This is a genomic window from Terrabacter sp. RAF57, assembly GCF_052113925.1.
Lineage (GTDB): Bacteria > Actinomycetota > Actinomycetes > Actinomycetales > Dermatophilaceae > Terrabacter.
The window spans coordinates 1-18,505 of the sequence record NZ_JBFRDT010000016.1 but is presented as its reverse complement, the minus strand read 5'-3'; the positions used below and the strand labels follow the sequence as shown (position 1 = coordinate 18,505).

Here is an 18,505-nt window from a genome sequence, read left to right as displayed (position 1 = left end):
TCATGAACTGGAGTCCACAGATGGAGTGACCGCATGACCGACACCACCACCACCCTCGGGCCGACCCACCGCGGCGGCCGCCAGCCCGGGAAGATCGACCCGCAGGACCGCGCCCAGCTCGCCGAGTCCCCCGTCTCCCTGCGACGGGTCGCCGGTCTCTTCCGCCCCCACACCCGCACCGTCGCCGTCGTCACCGCGATCATCGTGGCGATCTCGGTCGTCTCGATGGCCCAGCCCTTCCTGCTGCGTGCCGTCATCGACGACGCCCTCCCCCACCAGGACGTCCGCCTCCTGCTGTGGGCCGTCGGCGGCATGCTCGCCGTCACCGTCGTGAGCCAGCTGCTCGGCGTCGTCCAGACGTGGCTCACCACCTCCGTCGGCCAGCGCGTCATGCACGGGCTGCGCACCGACGTCTTCCGCCACCTGCAGCGCCAGTCCGTCGCCTTCTTCACCCGCACCCGCAGCGGCGAGGTGCAGTCGCGCCTCACCCACGACATCAGCGGCCTGCAGTCGGTCATCACGTCGACGGCGACGTCGATCGCGAGCAACCTCACGACCGCCGTCGCGACGGCCATCGCCATGGTGGCCCTGAGCCCGCGCCTCTCGCTGCTCTCCCTGCTCGTCATCCCGCCGGCCGTCCTCATGACCCGCAAGGTCGCCCTGCTGCGCCGCGACATCACCGCCCAGCGCCAGCGTCGTCTCGCCGACCTGCACAGCCAGGTCGAGGAGGGCCTCACCGTCAGCGGCGCCACCCTCGTCAAGACGCTCGGCGCCGGGGAGGCCACGGCCGACCGCTTCGCCGAGACGTCCACCGACCTCATCGACCTCGAGCTGCGCTCGCAGCTCGCCGGCCGCTGGCGGATGGCAACGATGCAGATCATCTTCGCCGCGATCCCCGCGCTCATCTACCTCGCCGCCGGACTGCCCGCGACCTCGGGCGGCATGACCATCGGCACGCTCATCGCCTTCACGACCCTGCAGGCCGGCATCTTCCGACCGCTCATGGGACTGCTCGACGTCGGAGCCCAGTGGGTCACCTCGATGGCGCTCTTCAGCCGCATCTTCGGCTACCTCGACCTGCCCGTCGAGGTCGCGCCTCCCGCCGATCCCGTTGCGGTGCAGCACGACCGGCTGCGCGGCGAGGTGCGCTTCGAGGGCGTCACCTTCAGCCACGACGCCACGGCCTCCCCCACCGAGAGGGCGTATGCCGTCTCCGACGTCACGCTCCACGTGCCCGCGGGCACGACGCTGGCCCTCGTCGGTGAGACCGGCTCGGGCAAGTCGAGCCTCGCCGGTCTCCTCGCGCGGCTGCACGACCCGCAGTCCGGGCGCGTGACGATCGACGGCGTCGACCTGCGCGACCTCGACCCTGCAGACCTCGCCCGGATCGTCGGCGTCGTCTCGCAGGACACGTACCTCGTGCACGCCTCGATCCGCGACAACCTCCTGCTCGCCGCCCCCGGCGCCACCGACGACGCGCTGTGGCAGTCCCTCGCCGCGGCCCAGGTCGCACCCCTCGTCGCGAGCCTTCCCGACGGCCTCGACACCGTCGTCGGGGCCCGCGGCCACCGCTTCTCCGGAGGGGAGAAGCAGCGCCTCGCCATCGCCCGCACGCTCCTGCGCAACCCGCGCGTCCTCGTGCTCGACGAGGCGACGAGCGCCCTGGACAACGAGACCGAGCGCGAGCTGCAGGCCGCGATCGACCGGCTCATGGCCGGCCGCACGACCCTGACCATCGCGCACCGCCTGTCGACGATCCGCGACGCCGAGCAGATCGCCGTGCTCGACCACGGTCGGGTCGCCGAGCTCGGCGACCACGACGACCTGATGGCCCGCGGCGGCCGCTACACCCGGCTCGTGCAGGCCCGCGAGGGCTCAGCCCGTGAGGCGCTCGCGGCCTGACCCCGGGCGGAGGGCACGACCCGACGAAGGTCGACAGGGCGGCATACCTCGGTCGGATGCCGCCCTCCGGCACCGGTGTGGCACCGTGGGGCCGTGGAACCCCTCGACGTGCCCGTCGCCCCCGGTGCCGTGCTCCGCGAACCCGCGCACCGGGTCTCGCGCCGTGCCGTCCTCATGTGGACGCTGCAGGCCCTCGTCGTCCTCGCCCTCCTGCTCGCGGGGCAGGTCGTCTGGTGGCTCGTCGACGACGCCCCGTCGCGCACCCCGCACTGGGTCGTCGGAGCCGCGTGGCTCGTCGCCGGCGCCGCGTACGCCGTCGCGATGCCGCAGTGGCGCTACCGCGTGCACCGGTGGGAGGCGACCCCCCGCGCGATCTACACGCAGAGCGGCTGGCTGTGGCAGGAGCGTCGCATCGCGCCGCTAAGCCGCGTGCAGACCGTCGACCTCGAACGCGGTCCCGTCGCCCAGCTGCTCGGCCTGGCCGCCGTGACGATCACGACGGCGTCCGCCGCGGGGCCCGTCACCATCCACGGTCTCGACCTGCCCGTCGCCCACGAGCTCGTCGACGCGCTGACGGCGGCGGCCGTGGCCGAGACGGGCGACGCGACGTGACCGAGGACGCGGAGGGCTGGCGCCGGCTCGACGCCCGGATGCTCCTCGTCCACCCCCTCGAGACGCTGATCCGTTTCCTGCCCGCACTGCTCGCGCTCGTCGTCTTCCGGGCGGGCTCCGAGGACAACGACCGGTGGGAGCTGTATGCCGTCCCGCTCATCGTCGCGTTCGGCGTGCTGCGGTGGGTCACGACCCGCTACCGCATCGCCGACGGCCAGATCGAGCTGCGGCGCGGCCTCTTCACGAAGCAGACGACGACGGCGCGCCTCGACAAGGTGCGCACCATCGACCTGACGGCGCGGGTCTACCACCGCGTCCTCGGTCTGGCCAAGGTCGAGATCTCGACCGCCGGCGGCCAGCACGACCGGCTCGTCCTCGACTCGCTGGGTGTCGACGCGGGTCGTCGCCTGCGGGCCGAGCTGCTGCACCGCGTCGACCCTGCTGTGACCGGTCTGCCCGCGCCGACCGGCGCGCCGGTGGCCGTCGACGAGGTGCCCGACGACGCACCACCGCCCGTCGACGACGAGGTGCTCGTGCGCCTCGACCCGTCATGGATCCGCTATGCGCCGCTCACCGTGACGGGGCTCGCGAGCGCCGCGGCGATCGTCGGCTTCGCATCGCAGGGCTTCTCGCGCTTCTCGCAGGAGCGGTCGGTCTTCCGCGACGGCGCGTCCTTCGTGTCGCGTCTGGCCTGGTGGGTCGACGTGCTGCTCCTGCTCGGTGTCGTGTCGCTCCTCGCGGTCGGCGCCTACGTCCTGACCTTCTGGGGCTTCCGGCTGACCCGCAACCGGCTCGGCACCCTGCACACGCGCCGCGGCCTGCTGACGAACCGGGAGACGAGCATCGACGCCGCCCGGGTCCGCGGCGTCCGGCTCGACGAGCCGCTCGGGCTCCGTCTGGCCGGGGCCAGCCGGCTCAAGGTGGTCACGTCGGGCCTGCTCCGCGAGCAGGGCGGCTCCGACTGGCTGTGCCCGCCCGCGCCGGCCGGCGTCGTGACGCCCCTCGCGCTGCGCATCCGCCCCGACGAGGCCGCGGTGTCAGGGCCGCTCACGCCACACGGCCCCGCCGCCCGGCGCCGTCGCCTGACGCGCGCCGTCGTGCCGGCGCTCCTCGTCGCCGCGCTCCTCGTCGTGGCACGGCTGCTGTGGGACTGGCACGGCTCACTGCTCGTCCTCGTGCCACTCCTGCTCGTCGGCGCCGTCGCCCTGGGCCGCGACCGTTACCGCGCGCTGGGGCACGCCGTGACCCCCGACCACCTCGTGACGCGACACGGCTCGCTCGACCGGCAGCGCGTCGTGCTCGACCGCGCCGGCATCATCGGCTGGAAGGTCGAGCAGTCCTTCTTCCAGCGACGCGTCGGCGTCGCGACACTCGTCGCCACCACTGCTGCCGGAGCCCAGCACTACGACGTCGTCGACCTCCCCGTCGAGATGGCGTATGCCGTCCTGGCCCAGGTCAGCCCCGACCTGGTCGCCGAGTTCGCCTGACACCGAAGGGCCGTCACGTGGCCCCTCGGATGGACTCATGGTCACGGCTCCGGGCCACCGTGGTGGCCCGCTCGGGTCAGGTGGGTTCGCACACTCATCCCGGTGCGCGTCGGCAGCGGGACACTGGGCATCCGGGCGGGCCCTGCCGGACGCCCACGACCCACACGACCGCGGCCGACACGGCGGACGCGGCGCAACGACCTGAACCCAGGGGGATCCGCGAAATGACCTACGCCTGGCTCTTCGTCGCGGCCACGTGCGCGCTCGCGCTCGTCATGACGGCCGCGGTGTGGCGCCCGACCGCGGGGCAGGCTGCGCTGCTGCTCACCGGCCCCGTCGCAACCGTCGCCGCCCTGGTCGGACCTGCCTGGGGTGGCCTCGGCCTCCTGGGCGTCGTGGTCGTCCCGTTCGGGTACCTGCTCGTTCCGTCGGTCCTGCCGTGGTCCAGGCCGTGGGCCAGGTGGGCGGTCCCGGCGACCGTTCTCGCCGCCTGCGCCGTACTCGCGGCACCGTCACGGTTCGCTGGCCCGATGTCGCTGTTCGCGCTGCCCTTCGGCTTCGCTCTCGTCGCGCTGGTCCGCGCGCTCTTCCAGCTCCACCGACCCGCAGGACCCACCGCCTCGGGATCTGGCACGGTCGGTGGCAACCTCGCCGCTGGGCGAGCGGTCGTCGTGGTCGCCGCGCTCCAAGGGGCTGCCGCACTCCTGGCGGGAGCTGTCATCGCCGCCGTCCTGCTCGGCCCGAACGCGAACACCGGCGGCACGAGCGGCTTCGCTGGGCTCGGGACGGCCCTGGCCCTGCTGGTCGCCGGATTCGGCGTCACGGTCGCGGCCCTGTTCTTCGGTGTGGCCGTCGGTCTGCACCGTAGGTACCGCGACTTCCGATATGTCTTCACGGCCGTTCAGATCGCGGCTCTCGCGCTGTGCGTGTGGGCCGTGCACGGCGGCTGGGTCTGGGCTGCCGCCGCGTGGGTGGCAGCCACCGTCGCCCTCACCTACCTCGGCGCCGGCGTGGACTCCGGGGATCGAGTCGAGCCCACCACCGCCCGCTGACGTCCAGCGGCAACGCGCCGCGGTTCGGGAGCAGATCCGGCTCGCGCTACTCGCCCGTCTGCCAGATGGGGCCCTCGTCGGTCCATGTGACGCCCTTGTTGCGGCAGAGGCAGAACGGGTGACCGACGGGGTCGGTGTAGACGCGCCAGCCGAAGCCGTCGGGGCCGATGGAGTCCTGGTGCAGGGTCGCGCCCAGGGCCACGACACGGCGATGCTCGGCCTCGATGTCATCGACCTCGAAGTCGAGATGGAACTGCTTGGGGTGGTCACCGTCCGGCCACTGTGGGGCGCGGTAGTCCTCGACCGGCGTGAAGGCCAGCTCGATCTCACCGAGCTGGATGCCGGCCCAGTTGTCGTGGCTGCCCGCCTTGACGGGGAGACCCGTCACCTCCGAATAGAAGGCCCCCAGCATCATCGCGTCCGGGCAGTCGATGATGACATCGGTCAGTCGTAGCACCCGGAGATCGTGTCACACGGCCCATCGACCGCAGTCCGGGCCGGCCGGCATCAGGCGCGGTCGTGGAGGGTGACGTGGTAGCCGTCGGGGTCCGCGAAGGTGAAGGTCCGACCGAACGGACCGTCGATCGGCGCGGAGACGATGGTGTGACCGTCTGCGGCCAGGGCGTCGTGGATGGCCTGGACGTCCGTGGCGTGGAGCCAGATCGCGGCACCGATGCCCGGCTGGGCGGCTGATGCGAGATCGGTGCCGGTCACCACGTCGCGCAACGCGAAGGCGATCGGCGTCGTCTCGAAGACGATGGCATGCGGAGGCCCGGCCTGGGACCGCACGAGACCGAGGTACTGCTCGTAGAACGCCCGGGAGGCGTCGAGGTCGGTTGCCTGGAGCGAGATGAAGTCGGGACCGGTGACAGGCACGATGGCCTCCTTGGGATTCGTGTCAGTTATCTGACACGAAGGACCGTATGTCAGAATACTGACATGAGTCAAGACGATGTCGGCGTCGACCTCGAGACGTCCCTGGGCTACCTGCTGAAGGAGGCGTCGAGCGCCCTGCGCGCCGCCATGGAGGACGTGCTGCGGCCGCTCGGGATGACGGTGACCCACTACTCGTGCCTCGAGCTGCTGGCACAGCGACCGGGCCTGTCGAACTCCGAGCTGGCGCGTGGGGCCTTCGTGACCCGGCAGTCGATGAACGTGCTGCTCCAGGCCCTCGAACGAGACGGCTTCGTGACGCGCCCCGCAGAGGCACCGGTCGGGAAGGCCCTTCCGACCCGGCTGACACCCCGCGGCCGACGGAGCCTGGCGACGGCGAGCGCGGCGGTCCGGTCCGTCGAGGTCAGGATGCTGGCCGGCCTGACCGAGGCCGAGCAGAATGACGCCTTCCGCATCCTGCGCGGCATGGTTCTCTCGCTGCGCGACAGCCCCGGCCCCACCGACCGCAGCTAGAACTGCTCGAGGATCCGGGCGATGGCGGCATACCCCTTCTCGCGGGCGTGCTCGAGCGCGGTGACGCCGTCCTTGTCGGCGATCGACCGGTCGGCGCCGGCATCGAGGAGGAGGCGCACGATCTGCTGGTGTCGCTCGCCGCCGTCGCCGAGGATCACGGCCTCGAGCAGGGCCGTCCAGCCGAGGTCGTTGACGTGGTTCACGTCGATGCCGGTCTGCACGACGCGACGCACGTAGTCGACGTGCCCGCGCTCGCTCGCCGGGATGACCGAGACCCCGCCGAAGCGGTTGCGGACCGTGAGGTCGGGACCGGCGGGCAGCAGCGTCTCGAGCATCGCGACGCTGCCGGTCACCCCGGTGACGAGCCACGGGGTGTCGTGGCGATCGTCGAGCGCGTCGGGGTCTGCACCCATCGCGACGAGCACCCTTGCGGCGTCGACATGGTCGCCGGTGACGGCGAGGAGCAACGGGGTCCGCCGCTTCGCGTCGCGGGCCTCGATGTCGGCTCCGGCGCGCAGGGCCAGCGACACGGCGTCTGCGTCGCCGCGCTGAGCGGCCGAGAGGAGTGCCGCATCAGGGTCGTCCACACGGTCGGCCGTGGTTGCAGTCACGAGAACTCCTGTCAGTCGGTCGAATCCGCGCTCACGGGCCATCCGGAGCGGGGTGAGCCCCTCGTCGCGCGAGGGTCGGGTCAGCTGGACACCGCCGGCGACGAGCACGCGCACGGTGTCGACGTAGGAGGTCGTGTCGCGTCCGAGCCACACGGCCTCGTGGATCGCCTGGTAGCCGATCCGGTTGACGTGGTCGCGGTCGATCCCGGCGCGGAGCAGCTCGCCGACGACGAGCGCGTGCCCGCGCTCGGCCGCCCGGATGAGGCCGGTGCCGTTCCAGCTGTCCTTGTCGTCGACGCGGGCGCCGTGGGCGAGTGCGAGGCGCAGCAGCCCGAGGTGGCCCTCGCTCGTCGCGACGAGGTATGCCGACTGCTGGGTCTCGTCCTTGGCGTTGACGTCCGCACCCCGGCCGACGAGAGCTCTCGCGCGCGGCAGGTCGTCCTTCCACGCCGCATCCCGCAGCGCAGCGTCGAGCCGCACCTGCTCGGCCGCCGACGGCGTCGCCATCCTGGCTCCTCCCGTGCTGGCCTCTCCCCCCTCGAGTGGCCTCGTCGTCACAGCAGACCCTCCCGTGGGCGTCTCGGCCCCGTCGAGTGGCTCCGTCGCCACACCCGTCGTTGTGGCAGGCGTGGCCGGTGGGGTCACCGTGGTGGCGGCGGGGCGACTCGAGGTGCAGGCGGCGAGGACGGTCGCCACGGCCAGACCGGCGGCCACCGCGACCGTGGCGCTCGTCCTGCTGCCCCGTCGCATGGTCCTCATCGTGCCAGCGGATCGGTGACGACCTCGTACGGCCCGGACGCGACCTGCTCGTCGAACTTGCTGTCGACGAAGAGCGTCCTGCCCCGGAGCACCTTGGCCGTCGTCAGCACCCGCTCGGGGTCGGTGGCGACCTGGGACACGAGCCGGGCGGCCCGGCCGTCGGCCCGCAGCTCGAGCGTGGCGAGCATCCGTGCGAAGTTGCGCACCACGGTGAGCCGCGACCCCTGCCGTACGAGGCCGTCGGCGTCGGTGAGCGACGCCACGCCGGTCGCGACGGGCGACACCGCGGCCGTGCGCAGGTCGAAGCGCCACAGCAGACCGGCGTTGCCCTGGGCGACGACGAGGGCGGAGCGGTCGGCACTGACGACGATGCCGCCGAGGTTGAAGCCGGCCCGCTGCTCGACGGTGCCGGTCGCGTCGGCCCAGCGGGTCACTCCCCAGGCCGTCCCGCCGACCGCCACCCGGAAGACCTGCGGCGCGTTGGAGTTCGTGAAGTAGGCCGCCCCGTCGGGACCGATCGCGACGTCGTTGAGGAACACGTTCTCCCCCGGAGCACGGAGCGCGGCCAGCAGGCGGCCGTCCGGCGCGTACACCCAGAGGTCGGGCCGACCGGTGCCGATGCCGTTCGGGCCGCCGGCCACGTAGACCCGACCAGTCGCGTCGGTCGTGATCCCGCGGGCCGTGAACCGACCGTCGGTGCCGTCGCCGCCCAGCCACTGCTCGGTCTGGGCCGTGCCGGCCGAGCCTCGGTGGATCTCACCGCCCGTCACCTCGCTGACGTAGAAGACGCCGCGCCGCTCGTCCGCGCCGATGCCCTCGAACTTCGAGCCGCCGACGTCGCCGGTCAGCCGATAGGTGCCCGGCCGACCGTGGCCGGGCGGGTCGGCCTGTGCGGGCGCCGCCACCAGCAGGGGTACCGCGGCGAGGACGAGGACGACGGCGAGGCTGCGCTTCATGGTGGGTCTCCCGGTGTGAGGTGATCGTGAGGACGAGGGTCGTCGTGCGGTCCCCACCACCGTCGCCGATCCAGCCCACCCGCCGCGTCGGACAACCGGCCACACCGGACTAGCCGATCGGATGATGCCGGCGGCCCGCGCCGTCCCTAGGCTGCCGGTCATGGAAGAGGGCATCCTCGCGCCGGTGGCGCGACTCGACCGATGGCTCGACGCCGTCCTCGTCGTGCTCCTCGTGACGTGCTCGGCGCGCTACCTGCTGCGCCACGACCTCGACGGCACCGCGCTCCTCGTCCTCGCGGGTGCCACCCTCCTCGGCGCCGCCTACCTCACGCGTCGGCTCGTCGCCGACCGTGCCGCGTGGCCCTACGTGTGGATCGCGGTCGTCGTCGTGCTCTGGGTGGCGCTGACGCTCGTCGCCCCCTCGTTCGCGTGGACCGCCGTGCCCGTGGCCTTCGCCGTGCTCCAGGTGCTCCCCTTCGCGTATGCCGTCACGGTCGTCGTCGCCATGACAGCGGTCGTCAGCGTGGGATGGAGTCGCATCATCGACGAGGTGGACCCGACGGTCGTCGTCGGACCCGTCGGCATCGCGCTCGTCACCGTGCTGTCCTACCGAGCCCTCGAGCGGGAGGCCGGGACCCGGCAGGCCCTCATCGACGAGCTGACCGACGCGCAGGCCGATCTCGCTGCCGCCCAGCACCGCTCCGGTGCCCTCGCCGAGCGGACCCGCCTGTCGCGCGAGATCCACGACTCCGTCGGTCAGGGGCTCTCCAGCATCACCCTGCTCCTCGCCGCGGCCGAGCAGGACTGGGACCGAAGGCCGCTCGTCGCCCGCCAGCACGTCGTGGCTGCAGGGACGGCAGCCCGAGAGGGACTCGACGAGGTGCGCCGCGTCGTGCGCGACCTCGCCCCGGCGGACCTCGAGGACGACACGACAGGTGACGCCCTCCCGGCCGCGCTCGAACGCGCGGGCGCCACGGCTGCCTCCCACGGCCTCGACGTCAGGGTCCGCGTGCACGGCGACCCCGTCGCCGTGCCGGCCGACGTCGCCAGCGCGCTCGTCCGGTCCACCCGAGGAGCCCTGGCCAACGTCGTCGAGCACGCCCACGCCACCCGCGCCGACATCAGCCTGACCTACCTCTCCGACGAGGTGCTGCTCGACGTCCGGGACGACGGCCGCGGCTTCGACCCGACGCGACCCAACCGACCGGACGCGCGGGGGGACCGCGGGCGCGGGCTGGACGGCATACGCCATCGGGCCGATGACCTCGGGGGCAGCGCCGACGTCGAGAGCGCGCCCGGCGAGGGCACGACCGTGTCGGTCCGCTTCCCGATCACCGCAGGGGTCTCCCGTGGCTGACGGCACCGGCGCCGTGCGCGTCGTCCTCGTCGACGACCACCCGGTCGTCCGCGCGGGACTGCGCGCCCTCGTCGACGGCCAGGACGGCATCGAGGTCGTCGGTGAGGCGAGCGACCTGGCGGGCGCCGAGCGCGTCGTCGCCACCGAACGGCCCGACGTCGTGCTGATGGACCTCAACCTCGGGGACGGGCCGGGAGGGGCCGAGGTCACGGCGCGACTGCGCGCCCTGCCCGAGCCGCCGCACGTCCTCGTCCTCACGACCTACGACACGGAGGCCGACATCCTGCGGGCCCTCGACGCGGGCGCGCTCGGCTACCTGCTCAAGGATGCCCCGGCCGACCAACTCTTCGCCGGCATCCGGGCCACGGCCCGCGGCGAGACGGTGCTCGCCCCGTCGGTCGCGGCGCGGCTCGTGCGGCGCGCGGCCTCACCCGGGCCGGTCGTCACCGAGCGCGAGGTGGAGGTGCTCGAGCTGCTCTCGCGCGGGCTCGGAAACCGCGAGATGGCGCGCGAGCTGCTCGTCTCCGAGGCGACCGTGAAGTCCCACCTCAGCCACGTCTACACCAAGCTCGGCGTCGACACCCGCGCCGGGGCGGTGGCGGCAGCGATCGAGCGCCGCATCATCCGACCAGGCGGCTGAGCCGGCCGCAACCGCGCCACGGCGCACGTCCCAGCCTCGAAAGGGGTCCTGACTCGCCCGCAACCGCGCCACGGCGCGCCTTCGGCGCGAGCGGGGAGAGAACGGCGACGCCCCGGGCTCAGAGGCGCATCGAGGCGCCGACCTTGTCGGTCTGCTCGTCGACGCGGCCGCCGAGACCGTCCTCGACCTCGACGTCCTTCGCCTCGACCGGCTCCGCGACGGGGTCGGTCTGGACCATCTCGCCGACACCCTCGCCGGGCGCGGTCTCCTGGACCGTGAGCGAGAAGTCGTCACCGTGCTCGCTGACGCCCGCGACGACGGCGTGCTCGACGGCCGCGACGGCATACTGCCGACGGACGACCTGCGGGTCACGCGACAGGTCCTTCACGAGCGCGACCGCCAGCCCGATCATGATGACGAGGAAGGGCAGGGCCGCGACGATCGTGACGTTCTGGAGACCCGACAAGGCGTCCTCACCACCGATGAGCAGCATGATCGCGGCCACGGCGCCCGTGGCGGCGCCCCAGAAGATCACGGTCTTCTTCGACGGCTCGAGGGTGCCCTTCTCGGAGAGCGTGCCCATGACGATCGACGCGGCGTCGGCGCCCGAGACGAAGAAGATCGCGACGAGGAGCATGACGACGATCGCGGTCACGGTCGGCCAGGGCAGGTTGCCGAGCATCGCGAAGAGCGAGCCCTCGGGGGTCGACTGGCCGGCGATGTCCTGGCCGTGCTGCTGCTGGTCGATGCCGGCACCGCCGAAGATGGCGAACCAGATGAGCGAGACGACCGACGGCACGAGCAGGACGCCCGAGACGAACTGGCGGATCGTGCGGCCGCGCGAGATGCGGGCGATGAACATGCCGACGAACGGCGTCCAGCTGACCCACCAGGCCCAGTAGAAGATCGTCCAGCCGGCGAGCCAGTCCTTCATGCCGTCGCCGCCCGCGGCGTCGGTGCGGGCCGACATCATCGCGAGGTCCTTGAAGTAGGACCCGATGGTCGTCGGGACGAGGTTGAGGATGAAGACCGTCGGGCCGAYGACGAAGACGAAGAACGCCAGGGCGAGGGCGAGCACCATGTTGATGTTCGAGAGCCACTGGATGCCCTTCTCGATGCCGGAGACGGCCGAGAGGATGAAGCAGACGGTCAGCACGGCGATGATGCCGATGAGCACGCCGTTGCCGACCTTGCCGATGCCGCCGACGATCTCGAGGCCGGAGCCGATCTGCAGGGCGCCGAGGCCGAGCGAGGTGGCGGAGCCGAAGAGCGTCGCGAAGATCGCGAAGATGTCGATGACCTTGCCGGCCGGCCCGTTGGCGCGCTTCTCGCCGAAGAGCGGGGCGAAGGCCGAGCTGATGAGCAGCGAGCGGCCCTTGCGGAAGACGCCGTACGCGACGGCCAGGCCGACGACCGCGTAGATGGCCCAGGGGTGCAGCGACCAGTGGAACATCGTCGTGGCCATCGCGGTCTGCACGGCCTCGGGGTTGCCTGCCGCGCCGGTGCCGGGCGGCGGCTTCACGAGGTGGGTCAGCGGCTCGGTGACGCCGTAGAACATCAGCCCGATGCCCATGCCGGCGGAGAACATCATCGCCACCCACGACGACGTCCGGAACTCGGGAGCCTCGCCGTCACCGCCGAGCGGGATGTTGCCGTACTTGCTCGCCGCCAGCCAGATGACGAAGACGACGAAGCCGGAGGCGACGAGCGAGAAGAGCCAGCCGGTGTTGTGCACGACGAAGTCGAGGCCGGCGGACGCGCTCGTGCTGAGGCTCTCGGTGCTGAGCGCGCCCCAGAGGACGAAGGCGATCGCCACGGCCGCGGCGACGCCGAAGACGACCTGGTCGACCCGGGAGGGCGCGGCCTCCTCGTGGTTCACCGGTGGTGGCTCGAGCGCCGGGTGCAGCGCGTCGTCGGGACTCTTGGTCAGGTCACTCATACGTCATGGACAGCACCCCGACGAGGTGCCGTCTGTCTCCTCACAGTTACGTGTCGCAGATGTCTCGATGAAGCGACCACCCTCTCGAAGATGGGGGGACGAGCGCAAAGCGAGCTTCCAGCCGGGAGGCGGACGGCGGCATACACGATCATGAATCCTTTTGTATGCCAATGGTTCCCGAGAGTTCCGAGGCTCGGCATGAGATGGGCCACGACGACGACGAGGGGCCGCGAACCGGGTGGTTCGCGGCCCCTCGAAGGGACGGGTCAGCGGCTGGAGCCGACGAGCTCCGGCTCGTGACCGCGGGCGTCCGGGACCAGGTCGTCCTGGACCTCGTCGTCGTGGTCGAGCATGCTCGCCTCGTCGAAGCGGTCCTGGCCGGAGAGGACGCGTGACGCCTTGTCGCGGTCGATCTCGCCGACCCACGTGCCGATGAGGACGGTCGCGATGGCGTTGCCGGCGAAGTTCGTCAGCGCGCGGGCCTCGCTCATGAGGCGGTCGATGCCGACGATGAAGCCGACGCCCGGCACGAGGTCGGGGCGGTGCGACTGGAGGCCACCGGCAAGGGTCGCGAGACCCGCACCGCTGACGCCCGCGGCGCCCTTGCTCGCGATGATCATGAAGACGAGGAGGCTGATCTGCTCGCCGATGCTGAACGGCTTGTCCATCGCCTCGGCGATGAAGAGGCTCGCCATCGTCAGGTAGATCGCGGTGCCGTCGAGGTTGAAGGAGTAGCCGGTCGGCACGGTGATGCCGACGACCGGACGGGAGACGCCGAGGTGCTCCATCTTGGCGATGAGGCGCGGCAGGGCCGACTCCGACGACGACGTCGACAGGATGAGGAGGAACTCGCGGCCGAGGTAGCGGAAGAGCGAGAAGACGTTCATCCCCGTGACGACCTTGAGGATGCTGCCGAGGAAGGCGAAGACGAAGATCGCGCACGTCGCGTAGAAGGCGAGCATGAGCAGGCCCAGGCTCTTGAGCGAGCCGATGCCGGTGGCGCCGACGAGGGCGGCCATGGCGCCGAACGCGCCGATCGGGGCGGCCCACATGATCATCGCCATGAGGCGGAAGACGAGGCGCTCGAGGTACTTGATGGCGTGGAGGATCGGCTCGCCGGTCTTGCCCATCTGCTGGAGCGCGAAGCCGACGAGGAGCGCGATGAGCAGGGCCTGGAGCACCGAGCCCGACGTCAGCGCGGAGACGAGCGTGTCGGGGATGAGCCCGAGGATGAAGTCGACCGTGCCCTCCGACTCGGCGGCGATCTGCGACTGGCCGGACTCGGCGATCGCGGCCGTGAGGTTGAGGCTGTCACCGGGCTTGATGATGTTGCCGACGACGAGACCGATCGCGAGGGCGACCGTCGACATCGTGATGAAGTAGCCGAGGGCGAGGCCACCGACCTTGCCGACCTGGGCGGCCTTCCGGACCGAGCCGATGCCGAGCACGATCGTGCAGAAGATGATCGGCGTGATCATCATCTTGATGAGGTTGACGAAGCCGGTCCCGAGGGGCTTGAGGTTCTTGCCCACCTCGGGGAAGGCCCACCCCACGAGGATGCCCGCCACCATGGCGACGATGACGGCGATGTAGAGGAAATGGGTGCGGTCGCGCTTGGGGGCCGAGCCCGGCTGGGCGTCGACGGCGCTGTCGGCGGTGGAACTCACGGTGACCTCCGTTGGCTGGGTCCCGCGCTGGGCGTGGGACCGGTGAATGTGACGAGGCTCCCGCGGCCAGTGACTAGGGTCACGGTTGTGTTCATTGAGTTCTCGCGACGGGTGCTGACGGCCCCGGGGCGATGGAGCGTCGCGGGGCAGACCTTCGCGCTCCAGGTGCTCATCGCGGTGCTCGTCGTCGTCGCCGGGCTCGCCGGGGCGTACGGCCAGGCCCAGCGCGCAGGTGACCAGGAGGCCATCGCCCGGGCCCTCGCGGTCGCCGAGACGATGGCGGCGACGCCCGACGTCGTCGCCGGCGTCCAGGGTCCCGACCCGTCGGCGGTGCTCCAGCCCTACGCCGAGCGCGTGCGGGTCGAGTCGGGCACCGACTTCGTCGTCGTCATGAGCCGCGACGGGATCCGCTACACCCACCCCGACCCGACGCAGATCGGGAAGAAGTTCCTCGGACACACGGAGGAGGCGCTCGCGGGCGGCGTCGTCGAGGAGGACTACACGGGCACGCTCGGGCCGTCGTCGCGCGTCGTCGTGCCCGTCACCGACCAGGGGAAGGTCGTCGCCCTCGTCTCGGTCGGCATCCGCAAGTCGGCCGTCGGCGAGCGGGTGCGCGCCCAGCTGCCGGGACTGCTTCTCGCGGGTCTCGTGGCCGCCTTGCTGTCGGGCCTCGGGACCGGCCTCGTGTCACGCCGGATCAGGCGCCAGACCCACGGCCTCGGCGAGCAGCAGCTGCGCGAGATGTACGAGTACTACGACGCCGTCCTGCACGCCGTCACCGAGGGCCTCGTCATCACCGACCTCGACGGTCACCTCCGGCTCGCGAACGACGAGGCGACCCGACTGCTCGCCCTGCCCGCCGACGCCGTCGGACGCCCGGTCGCCGAGCTGGGGCTCGCCCCCGCCCTGACGGCCGCGCTCACCGACGACGCAGCGCACGAGGACGAGCTGCACGTGACGTCGGCGCGGGTGCTCGTGCTGAACCGCGGACCGGCCCGCTGGCAGGGACGCCTGCTCGGCCACGTCGCGACGCTGCGCGACCGCACCGACCTCGAAGCACTGACGGGAGAGCTCGACTCGGCCCGAGGCCTGACCGAGGCGCTCCGCTCGCAGGCCCACGAGTCGGCGAACCGGCTCCACACGATCGTCAGCCTCATCGAGCTCGGGCACAGCGACCGGGCGCTGGACTTCGCCACCGACGAGCTGCAGGTCTCCCAGCTGCTCACCGACCGCGTCGTCGGCTCGGTCGACGAGCCGGCGCTCACGGCGCTGCTGCTCGGCAAGGCGGCCGAGGCGCACGAGCGCGGCATCGCCTTCGAGATCGAGCCGGGCGCGCACTGGCCCCGCGACGTCGCACCCACCCGTGACGTCGTGACGATCGTCGGCAACCTCATCGACAACGCCCTCGATGCCGTGGCCGACGAGCCCGGCACGCCGCGCCCCGAGCGGCACGTGCGCTTCGACTCGAGGGTCGAGGAGGCGTATGCCGTCCTCGAGGTCGCCGACGACGGGCCGGGTCTGCCGCCGGGTGCCGTCGAGGACGCCTTCCGGCGTGGGTGGTCGACGAAGGAGCAGGGCAGCGCGGGTCGCCGCGGCATCGGGCTGGCGCTCGTGGGCCAGACGGTCGACCGGCTCGGCGGGACGCTCGCGGTGTCAGGGCCGCCGGGCGCGACCTTCACCGTGCGGCTGCCCGCCGGTGAAGGGCCTGCCGATGAAGGGGTCGACTGCGGCGGGAGCGACGATGACTGAGGTCCTGCGCGTCCTCGTCGTCGAGGACGAGCCGATCGCGGCGGAGGCCCACACGGCCTACGTCGGCCGGGTCGACGGGTTCGAGGTGGTGGCAACGGTGGGCACGTCGCAGGCAGCACTGAAGACGTTGCAGGACAAGGAGATCGACGTCGTCCTGCTCGACATGAACCTCCCCGACCGGCACGGGCTCGACGTCGTGCGCGCCATGCGTGCCGCCGGCCACCGCGCCGACGTCATCGCCGTCACGTCCGCGCGCGACCTCGACGTCGTCCGGGCCGCGGTGTCGCTCGGGATCGTGCAGTACGTCCTCAAGCCCTTCGTCTTCGCGACGCTGCGGGAGCGGCTGCTCGCCTACCGCGCCTACCGCGACCAGGTGACGAGCGGCGCAGAGGTCGGCACCCAGGCCGAGGTCGACGAGGTCTTCGCCGGCGCCCGTGTCGCGGCCGAGGCACGGCTCCCGAAGGGGATGGGTGAGGAGCTGCTCGCCCGCGTCTCACGGCTGCTCCGCGAGGCGGACGGCGGACGCTCCGCGTCCGAGCTCGGCGACGAGCTCGGCGTCAGTCGCGTCACGGCGCGCCGGTATGCCGAGTACCTCTGCGAGACAAGGGTCGTCGTGCGACGGTCGAGGTATGCCGGCGCCGGCCGCCCCGAGGTCGAGTACCTCTGGGCGAGGTGACGGCTCAGGCGTTCGCCGGCGTGGGTCGACCGAGCCGGGCGAGCACGCGCTCCTGACGGTCGGCGCCGTTCCGGACAGGCACGGCCGGCTTGCAGACGCCGTCGTCGTAGAGGTGGTCCCCGAACCCGTCGGCCGACCGGTCGAGCAGCTCGAGCTCCTCGTCCGACAGGTGCTCGTCGAGCCCAGCGGCCACGGCGATGTCCCAGCGGTGGACGACGAGGTCGAACCCGTAGAAGGTGACGATCGACGCGCCCACGGTCGTACGGCCGAAGACGCCGTCATACTCCCGGCCGGCGACGTCCGGGTCGGCGAGCAGCTCGCGCATCCGCTCGTCATGGGCCTGCCAGAGGGCGCGAGGGTCATCGTGGTCGGCCGTGGTCGCGGCATCGACACCGCGCTGCTCGAGGAAGTCACGCTGGGTCGTGACGACGTGGGTCAGCACGTCGCGGGCGCTCCAGCCCGCGCAGGGGCTCGAGCCGTCCCAGGCGTGGTTCGGCACCCGGTCGACGACGGAGGCGAACGGGTCGGCGAGACGGAGGTAGGAGGCGAGGACGTCGGTGCTCGGTGAGGTCATGCCGTCACCGTAGGAAGCCGGGCGTCGGTGGGTCTTGATACTTTCCGACACGTGACGACGTCTGCCGGGGCAGGACGGACAGCGGCCCGCGACGACATCGAACGGGCCCATCTCGTCGATCCCACCGACCACACGTGGTCGATCGCCCGCAGCTCCGTCTCGCCGGACCTCGAAGGGCTCGCCCGCCGGTTCTGGATCCCGGTGTGGGACGTGCCCGCTGGACGCGACTCGGTGCAGCGAGTTCTGCAGTACCCCGTCTGCCTCGTCGTCGTGTCAGACAGCTACGCGCGTTTCTACGGCGTCGTGTCCGGACTCTCGCACCAGATGCTGACGGGACGCGGCTGGGCCGTCGGCGTCATGTTGCAGCCCGCCGCGGGCCATCTCATGACGCGGGAGCCGGTGCGCCGGATGACCGACCGCTACGTCGACCTGTCGACGCTGTCGACCCTCGACGGCATCGGTCTCAGCCGCCGGGTGCGGTCGGCGATGCGACCCGACCCGACCTCGCGGGAGGCGCAGGCCGCGGCGCGGGAGGTGGTCGAGGAGGCACTGCGGCCGCTCCTCCCGGTCGACGACGAGGGACTCCTCGTCAACGCCATCATCGAGGACGTCGAGACCTCTCCCGAGCTCCTGCGGGTCGACGACCTGTGTGCGCGCTTCGACATCAGCGAGCGGACGCTGCAGCGCCTGCTGCACAAGCGGATCGGGCTCGGGCCCAAGTGGCTGATCCGCCGCCGGAGGCTCCAGGAGGCGGCCGACCGGCTGCGCGACTCCGACGCCGAGCTGGCCGGCATAGCGGCCGAGCTCGGCTACGCCGACCAGGCGCACTTCACCCGAGACTTCCGCAAGGCGACCGGCATGACGCCCGGCGAGTTCGCGTCACGCTTCAGGTGAGGCAGCCCCAATTCGCCTGCAGCACAATGTCTTTGGTGTGGACAAGTCTTGTCCGGGCGTTCGAACACCTGTATGATCAAGGGTATGGAGCAGAGCCGGAGCACGCAGCAGATCGAGCAGGACTGGGACCACGTCGCGTCCCTGGCCGCCGACCTGCACGACGCGCACGCCCGGCTCGTCGACTTCGTCGTCGCGGTCCTGGCCGACGGGTCCTGGCAGGCCG

17 protein-coding genes are annotated in these 18,505 nt (G+C 71.9%); 10 read left to right on the top strand and 7 right to left on the bottom strand.

Features of this window, described 5'->3' with window-relative positions; all coding sequences use genetic code 11:
* The first annotated feature begins 33 nt into the window (after nt 1-33).
* The 4 genes from AB4Y83_RS17030 to AB4Y83_RS17015 all read left to right on the top strand — a co-directional run bounded on the left by AB4Y83_RS17030 (nt 34) and on the right by AB4Y83_RS17015 (nt 5,053).
* Nucleotides 34-1,902, top strand: a complete 1,869-nt coding sequence (locus AB4Y83_RS17030) for an ABC transporter ATP-binding protein (protein ID WP_442276480.1) — start codon at nt 34-36, stop codon at nt 1,900-1,902.
* Nucleotides 1,903-1,995: 93 nt separating this feature from the next.
* The gene (locus AB4Y83_RS17025; RefSeq protein WP_442276479.1) at nt 1,996-2,514 is read left to right on the top strand and encodes a PH domain-containing protein; all 519 of its coding nucleotides are present in this window, start codon (nt 1,996-1,998) and stop codon (nt 2,512-2,514) included.
* Entirely contained in the window at nt 2,511-4,001 is a 1,491-nt protein-coding gene (locus AB4Y83_RS17020) for a PH domain-containing protein (RefSeq protein WP_442276478.1), read from the top strand. The genes AB4Y83_RS17025 and AB4Y83_RS17020 overlap by 4 nt, the downstream gene beginning before the upstream one ends.
* Nucleotides 4,002-4,225: 224 nt before the next feature.
* Nucleotides 4,226-5,053 (top strand): hypothetical protein, encoded by an 828-nt coding sequence (locus AB4Y83_RS17015; RefSeq protein ID WP_442297583.1) that lies wholly within the window; start codon nt 4,226-4,228, stop codon nt 5,051-5,053.
* 46 nt (nt 5,054-5,099) lie between these two features.
* On the opposite strand, the gene AB4Y83_RS17010 is transcribed toward AB4Y83_RS17015, so the two are convergent.
* Nucleotides 5,100-5,510, bottom strand: coding sequence for a VOC family protein (locus AB4Y83_RS17010; RefSeq protein ID WP_442276476.1), 411 nt, complete (start codon nt 5,508-5,510; stop codon nt 5,100-5,102).
* Nucleotides 5,511-5,560: 50 nt separating this feature from the next.
* A complete protein-coding gene (locus AB4Y83_RS17005; protein WP_442276475.1) occupies nt 5,561-5,929 on the bottom strand; it encodes a VOC family protein in 369 nt (122 codons plus the stop codon).
* 63 nt (nt 5,930-5,992) lie between these two features.
* Between AB4Y83_RS17005 and AB4Y83_RS17000 the strand changes: the two genes are divergently transcribed.
* Entirely contained in the window at nt 5,993-6,460 is a 468-nt protein-coding gene (locus AB4Y83_RS17000) for a MarR family winged helix-turn-helix transcriptional regulator (protein ID WP_442276474.1), read from the top strand.
* Here the strand turns inward: AB4Y83_RS17000 and AB4Y83_RS16995 are convergent.
* Together AB4Y83_RS16995 and AB4Y83_RS16990 are read right to left on the bottom strand one after the other, a co-directional pair.
* Nucleotides 6,457-7,578, bottom strand: coding sequence for an ankyrin repeat domain-containing protein (locus AB4Y83_RS16995; RefSeq protein ID WP_442276473.1), 1,122 nt, complete (start codon nt 7,576-7,578; stop codon nt 6,457-6,459). The genes AB4Y83_RS17000 and AB4Y83_RS16995 overlap by 4 nt on opposite strands.
* A gap of 248 nt (nt 7,579-7,826) precedes the next feature.
* Complete coding sequence (locus tag AB4Y83_RS16990; RefSeq protein WP_442276472.1) at nt 7,827-8,786, bottom strand: SMP-30/gluconolactonase/LRE family protein; 960 nt, start codon at nt 8,784-8,786, stop codon at nt 7,827-7,829.
* A gap of 160 nt (nt 8,787-8,946) precedes the next feature.
* On the opposite strand from AB4Y83_RS16990, the gene AB4Y83_RS16985 reads away from it, so the two are divergent.
* Nucleotides 8,947-10,143, top strand: coding sequence for a sensor histidine kinase (locus AB4Y83_RS16985; protein ID WP_442276471.1), 1,197 nt, complete (start codon nt 8,947-8,949; stop codon nt 10,141-10,143).
* Nucleotides 10,136-10,783: a response regulator gene (locus AB4Y83_RS16980; RefSeq protein ID WP_056775538.1), complete on the top strand. Its 648-nt coding sequence runs from the start codon at nt 10,136-10,138 to the stop codon at nt 10,781-10,783. Before AB4Y83_RS16985 ends, AB4Y83_RS16980 begins: the two co-directional genes overlap by 8 nt.
* Before the next feature lie 118 nt (nt 10,784-10,901).
* Here AB4Y83_RS16980 and AB4Y83_RS16975 read toward each other — a convergent pair whose 3' ends face one another.
* Together AB4Y83_RS16975 and AB4Y83_RS16970 are read right to left on the bottom strand one after the other, a co-directional pair.
* Nucleotides 10,902-12,722, bottom strand: coding sequence for a BCCT family transporter (locus tag AB4Y83_RS16975; RefSeq protein WP_442297582.1), 1,821 nt, complete (start codon nt 12,720-12,722; stop codon nt 10,902-10,904).
* Nucleotides 12,723-12,988: 266 nt separating this feature from the next.
* Entirely contained in the window at nt 12,989-14,389 is a 1,401-nt protein-coding gene (locus tag AB4Y83_RS16970) for a cation:dicarboxylate symporter family transporter (protein ID WP_442276469.1), read from the bottom strand.
* An 87-nt stretch (nt 14,390-14,476) separates the two neighbouring features.
* Here AB4Y83_RS16970 and AB4Y83_RS16965 point away from each other — a divergent pair, with 87 nt between their 5' ends.
* Both AB4Y83_RS16965 and AB4Y83_RS16960 read left to right on the top strand, forming a co-directional pair.
* Nucleotides 14,477-16,138, top strand: coding sequence for a sensor histidine kinase (locus tag AB4Y83_RS16965; protein ID WP_442276468.1), 1,662 nt, complete (start codon nt 14,477-14,479; stop codon nt 16,136-16,138).
* The gene (locus AB4Y83_RS16960) at nt 16,131-16,814 is read left to right on the top strand and encodes a response regulator (protein WP_442276467.1); all 684 of its coding nucleotides are present in this window, start codon (nt 16,131-16,133) and stop codon (nt 16,812-16,814) included. The genes AB4Y83_RS16965 and AB4Y83_RS16960 overlap by 8 nt, the downstream gene beginning before the upstream one ends.
* A 4-nt stretch (nt 16,815-16,818) precedes the next feature.
* On the opposite strand, the gene AB4Y83_RS16955 is transcribed toward AB4Y83_RS16960, so the two are convergent.
* Entirely contained in the window at nt 16,819-17,388 is a 570-nt protein-coding gene (locus AB4Y83_RS16955) for a TIGR03086 family metal-binding protein (RefSeq protein ID WP_442297581.1), read from the bottom strand.
* 51 nt (nt 17,389-17,439) lie between these two features.
* Between AB4Y83_RS16955 and AB4Y83_RS16950 the strand changes: the two genes are divergently transcribed.
* Nucleotides 17,440-18,282, top strand: coding sequence for a helix-turn-helix domain-containing protein (locus AB4Y83_RS16950; protein ID WP_442276465.1), 843 nt, complete (start codon nt 17,440-17,442; stop codon nt 18,280-18,282).
* Nucleotides 18,283-18,505 lie beyond the last annotated feature (223 nt).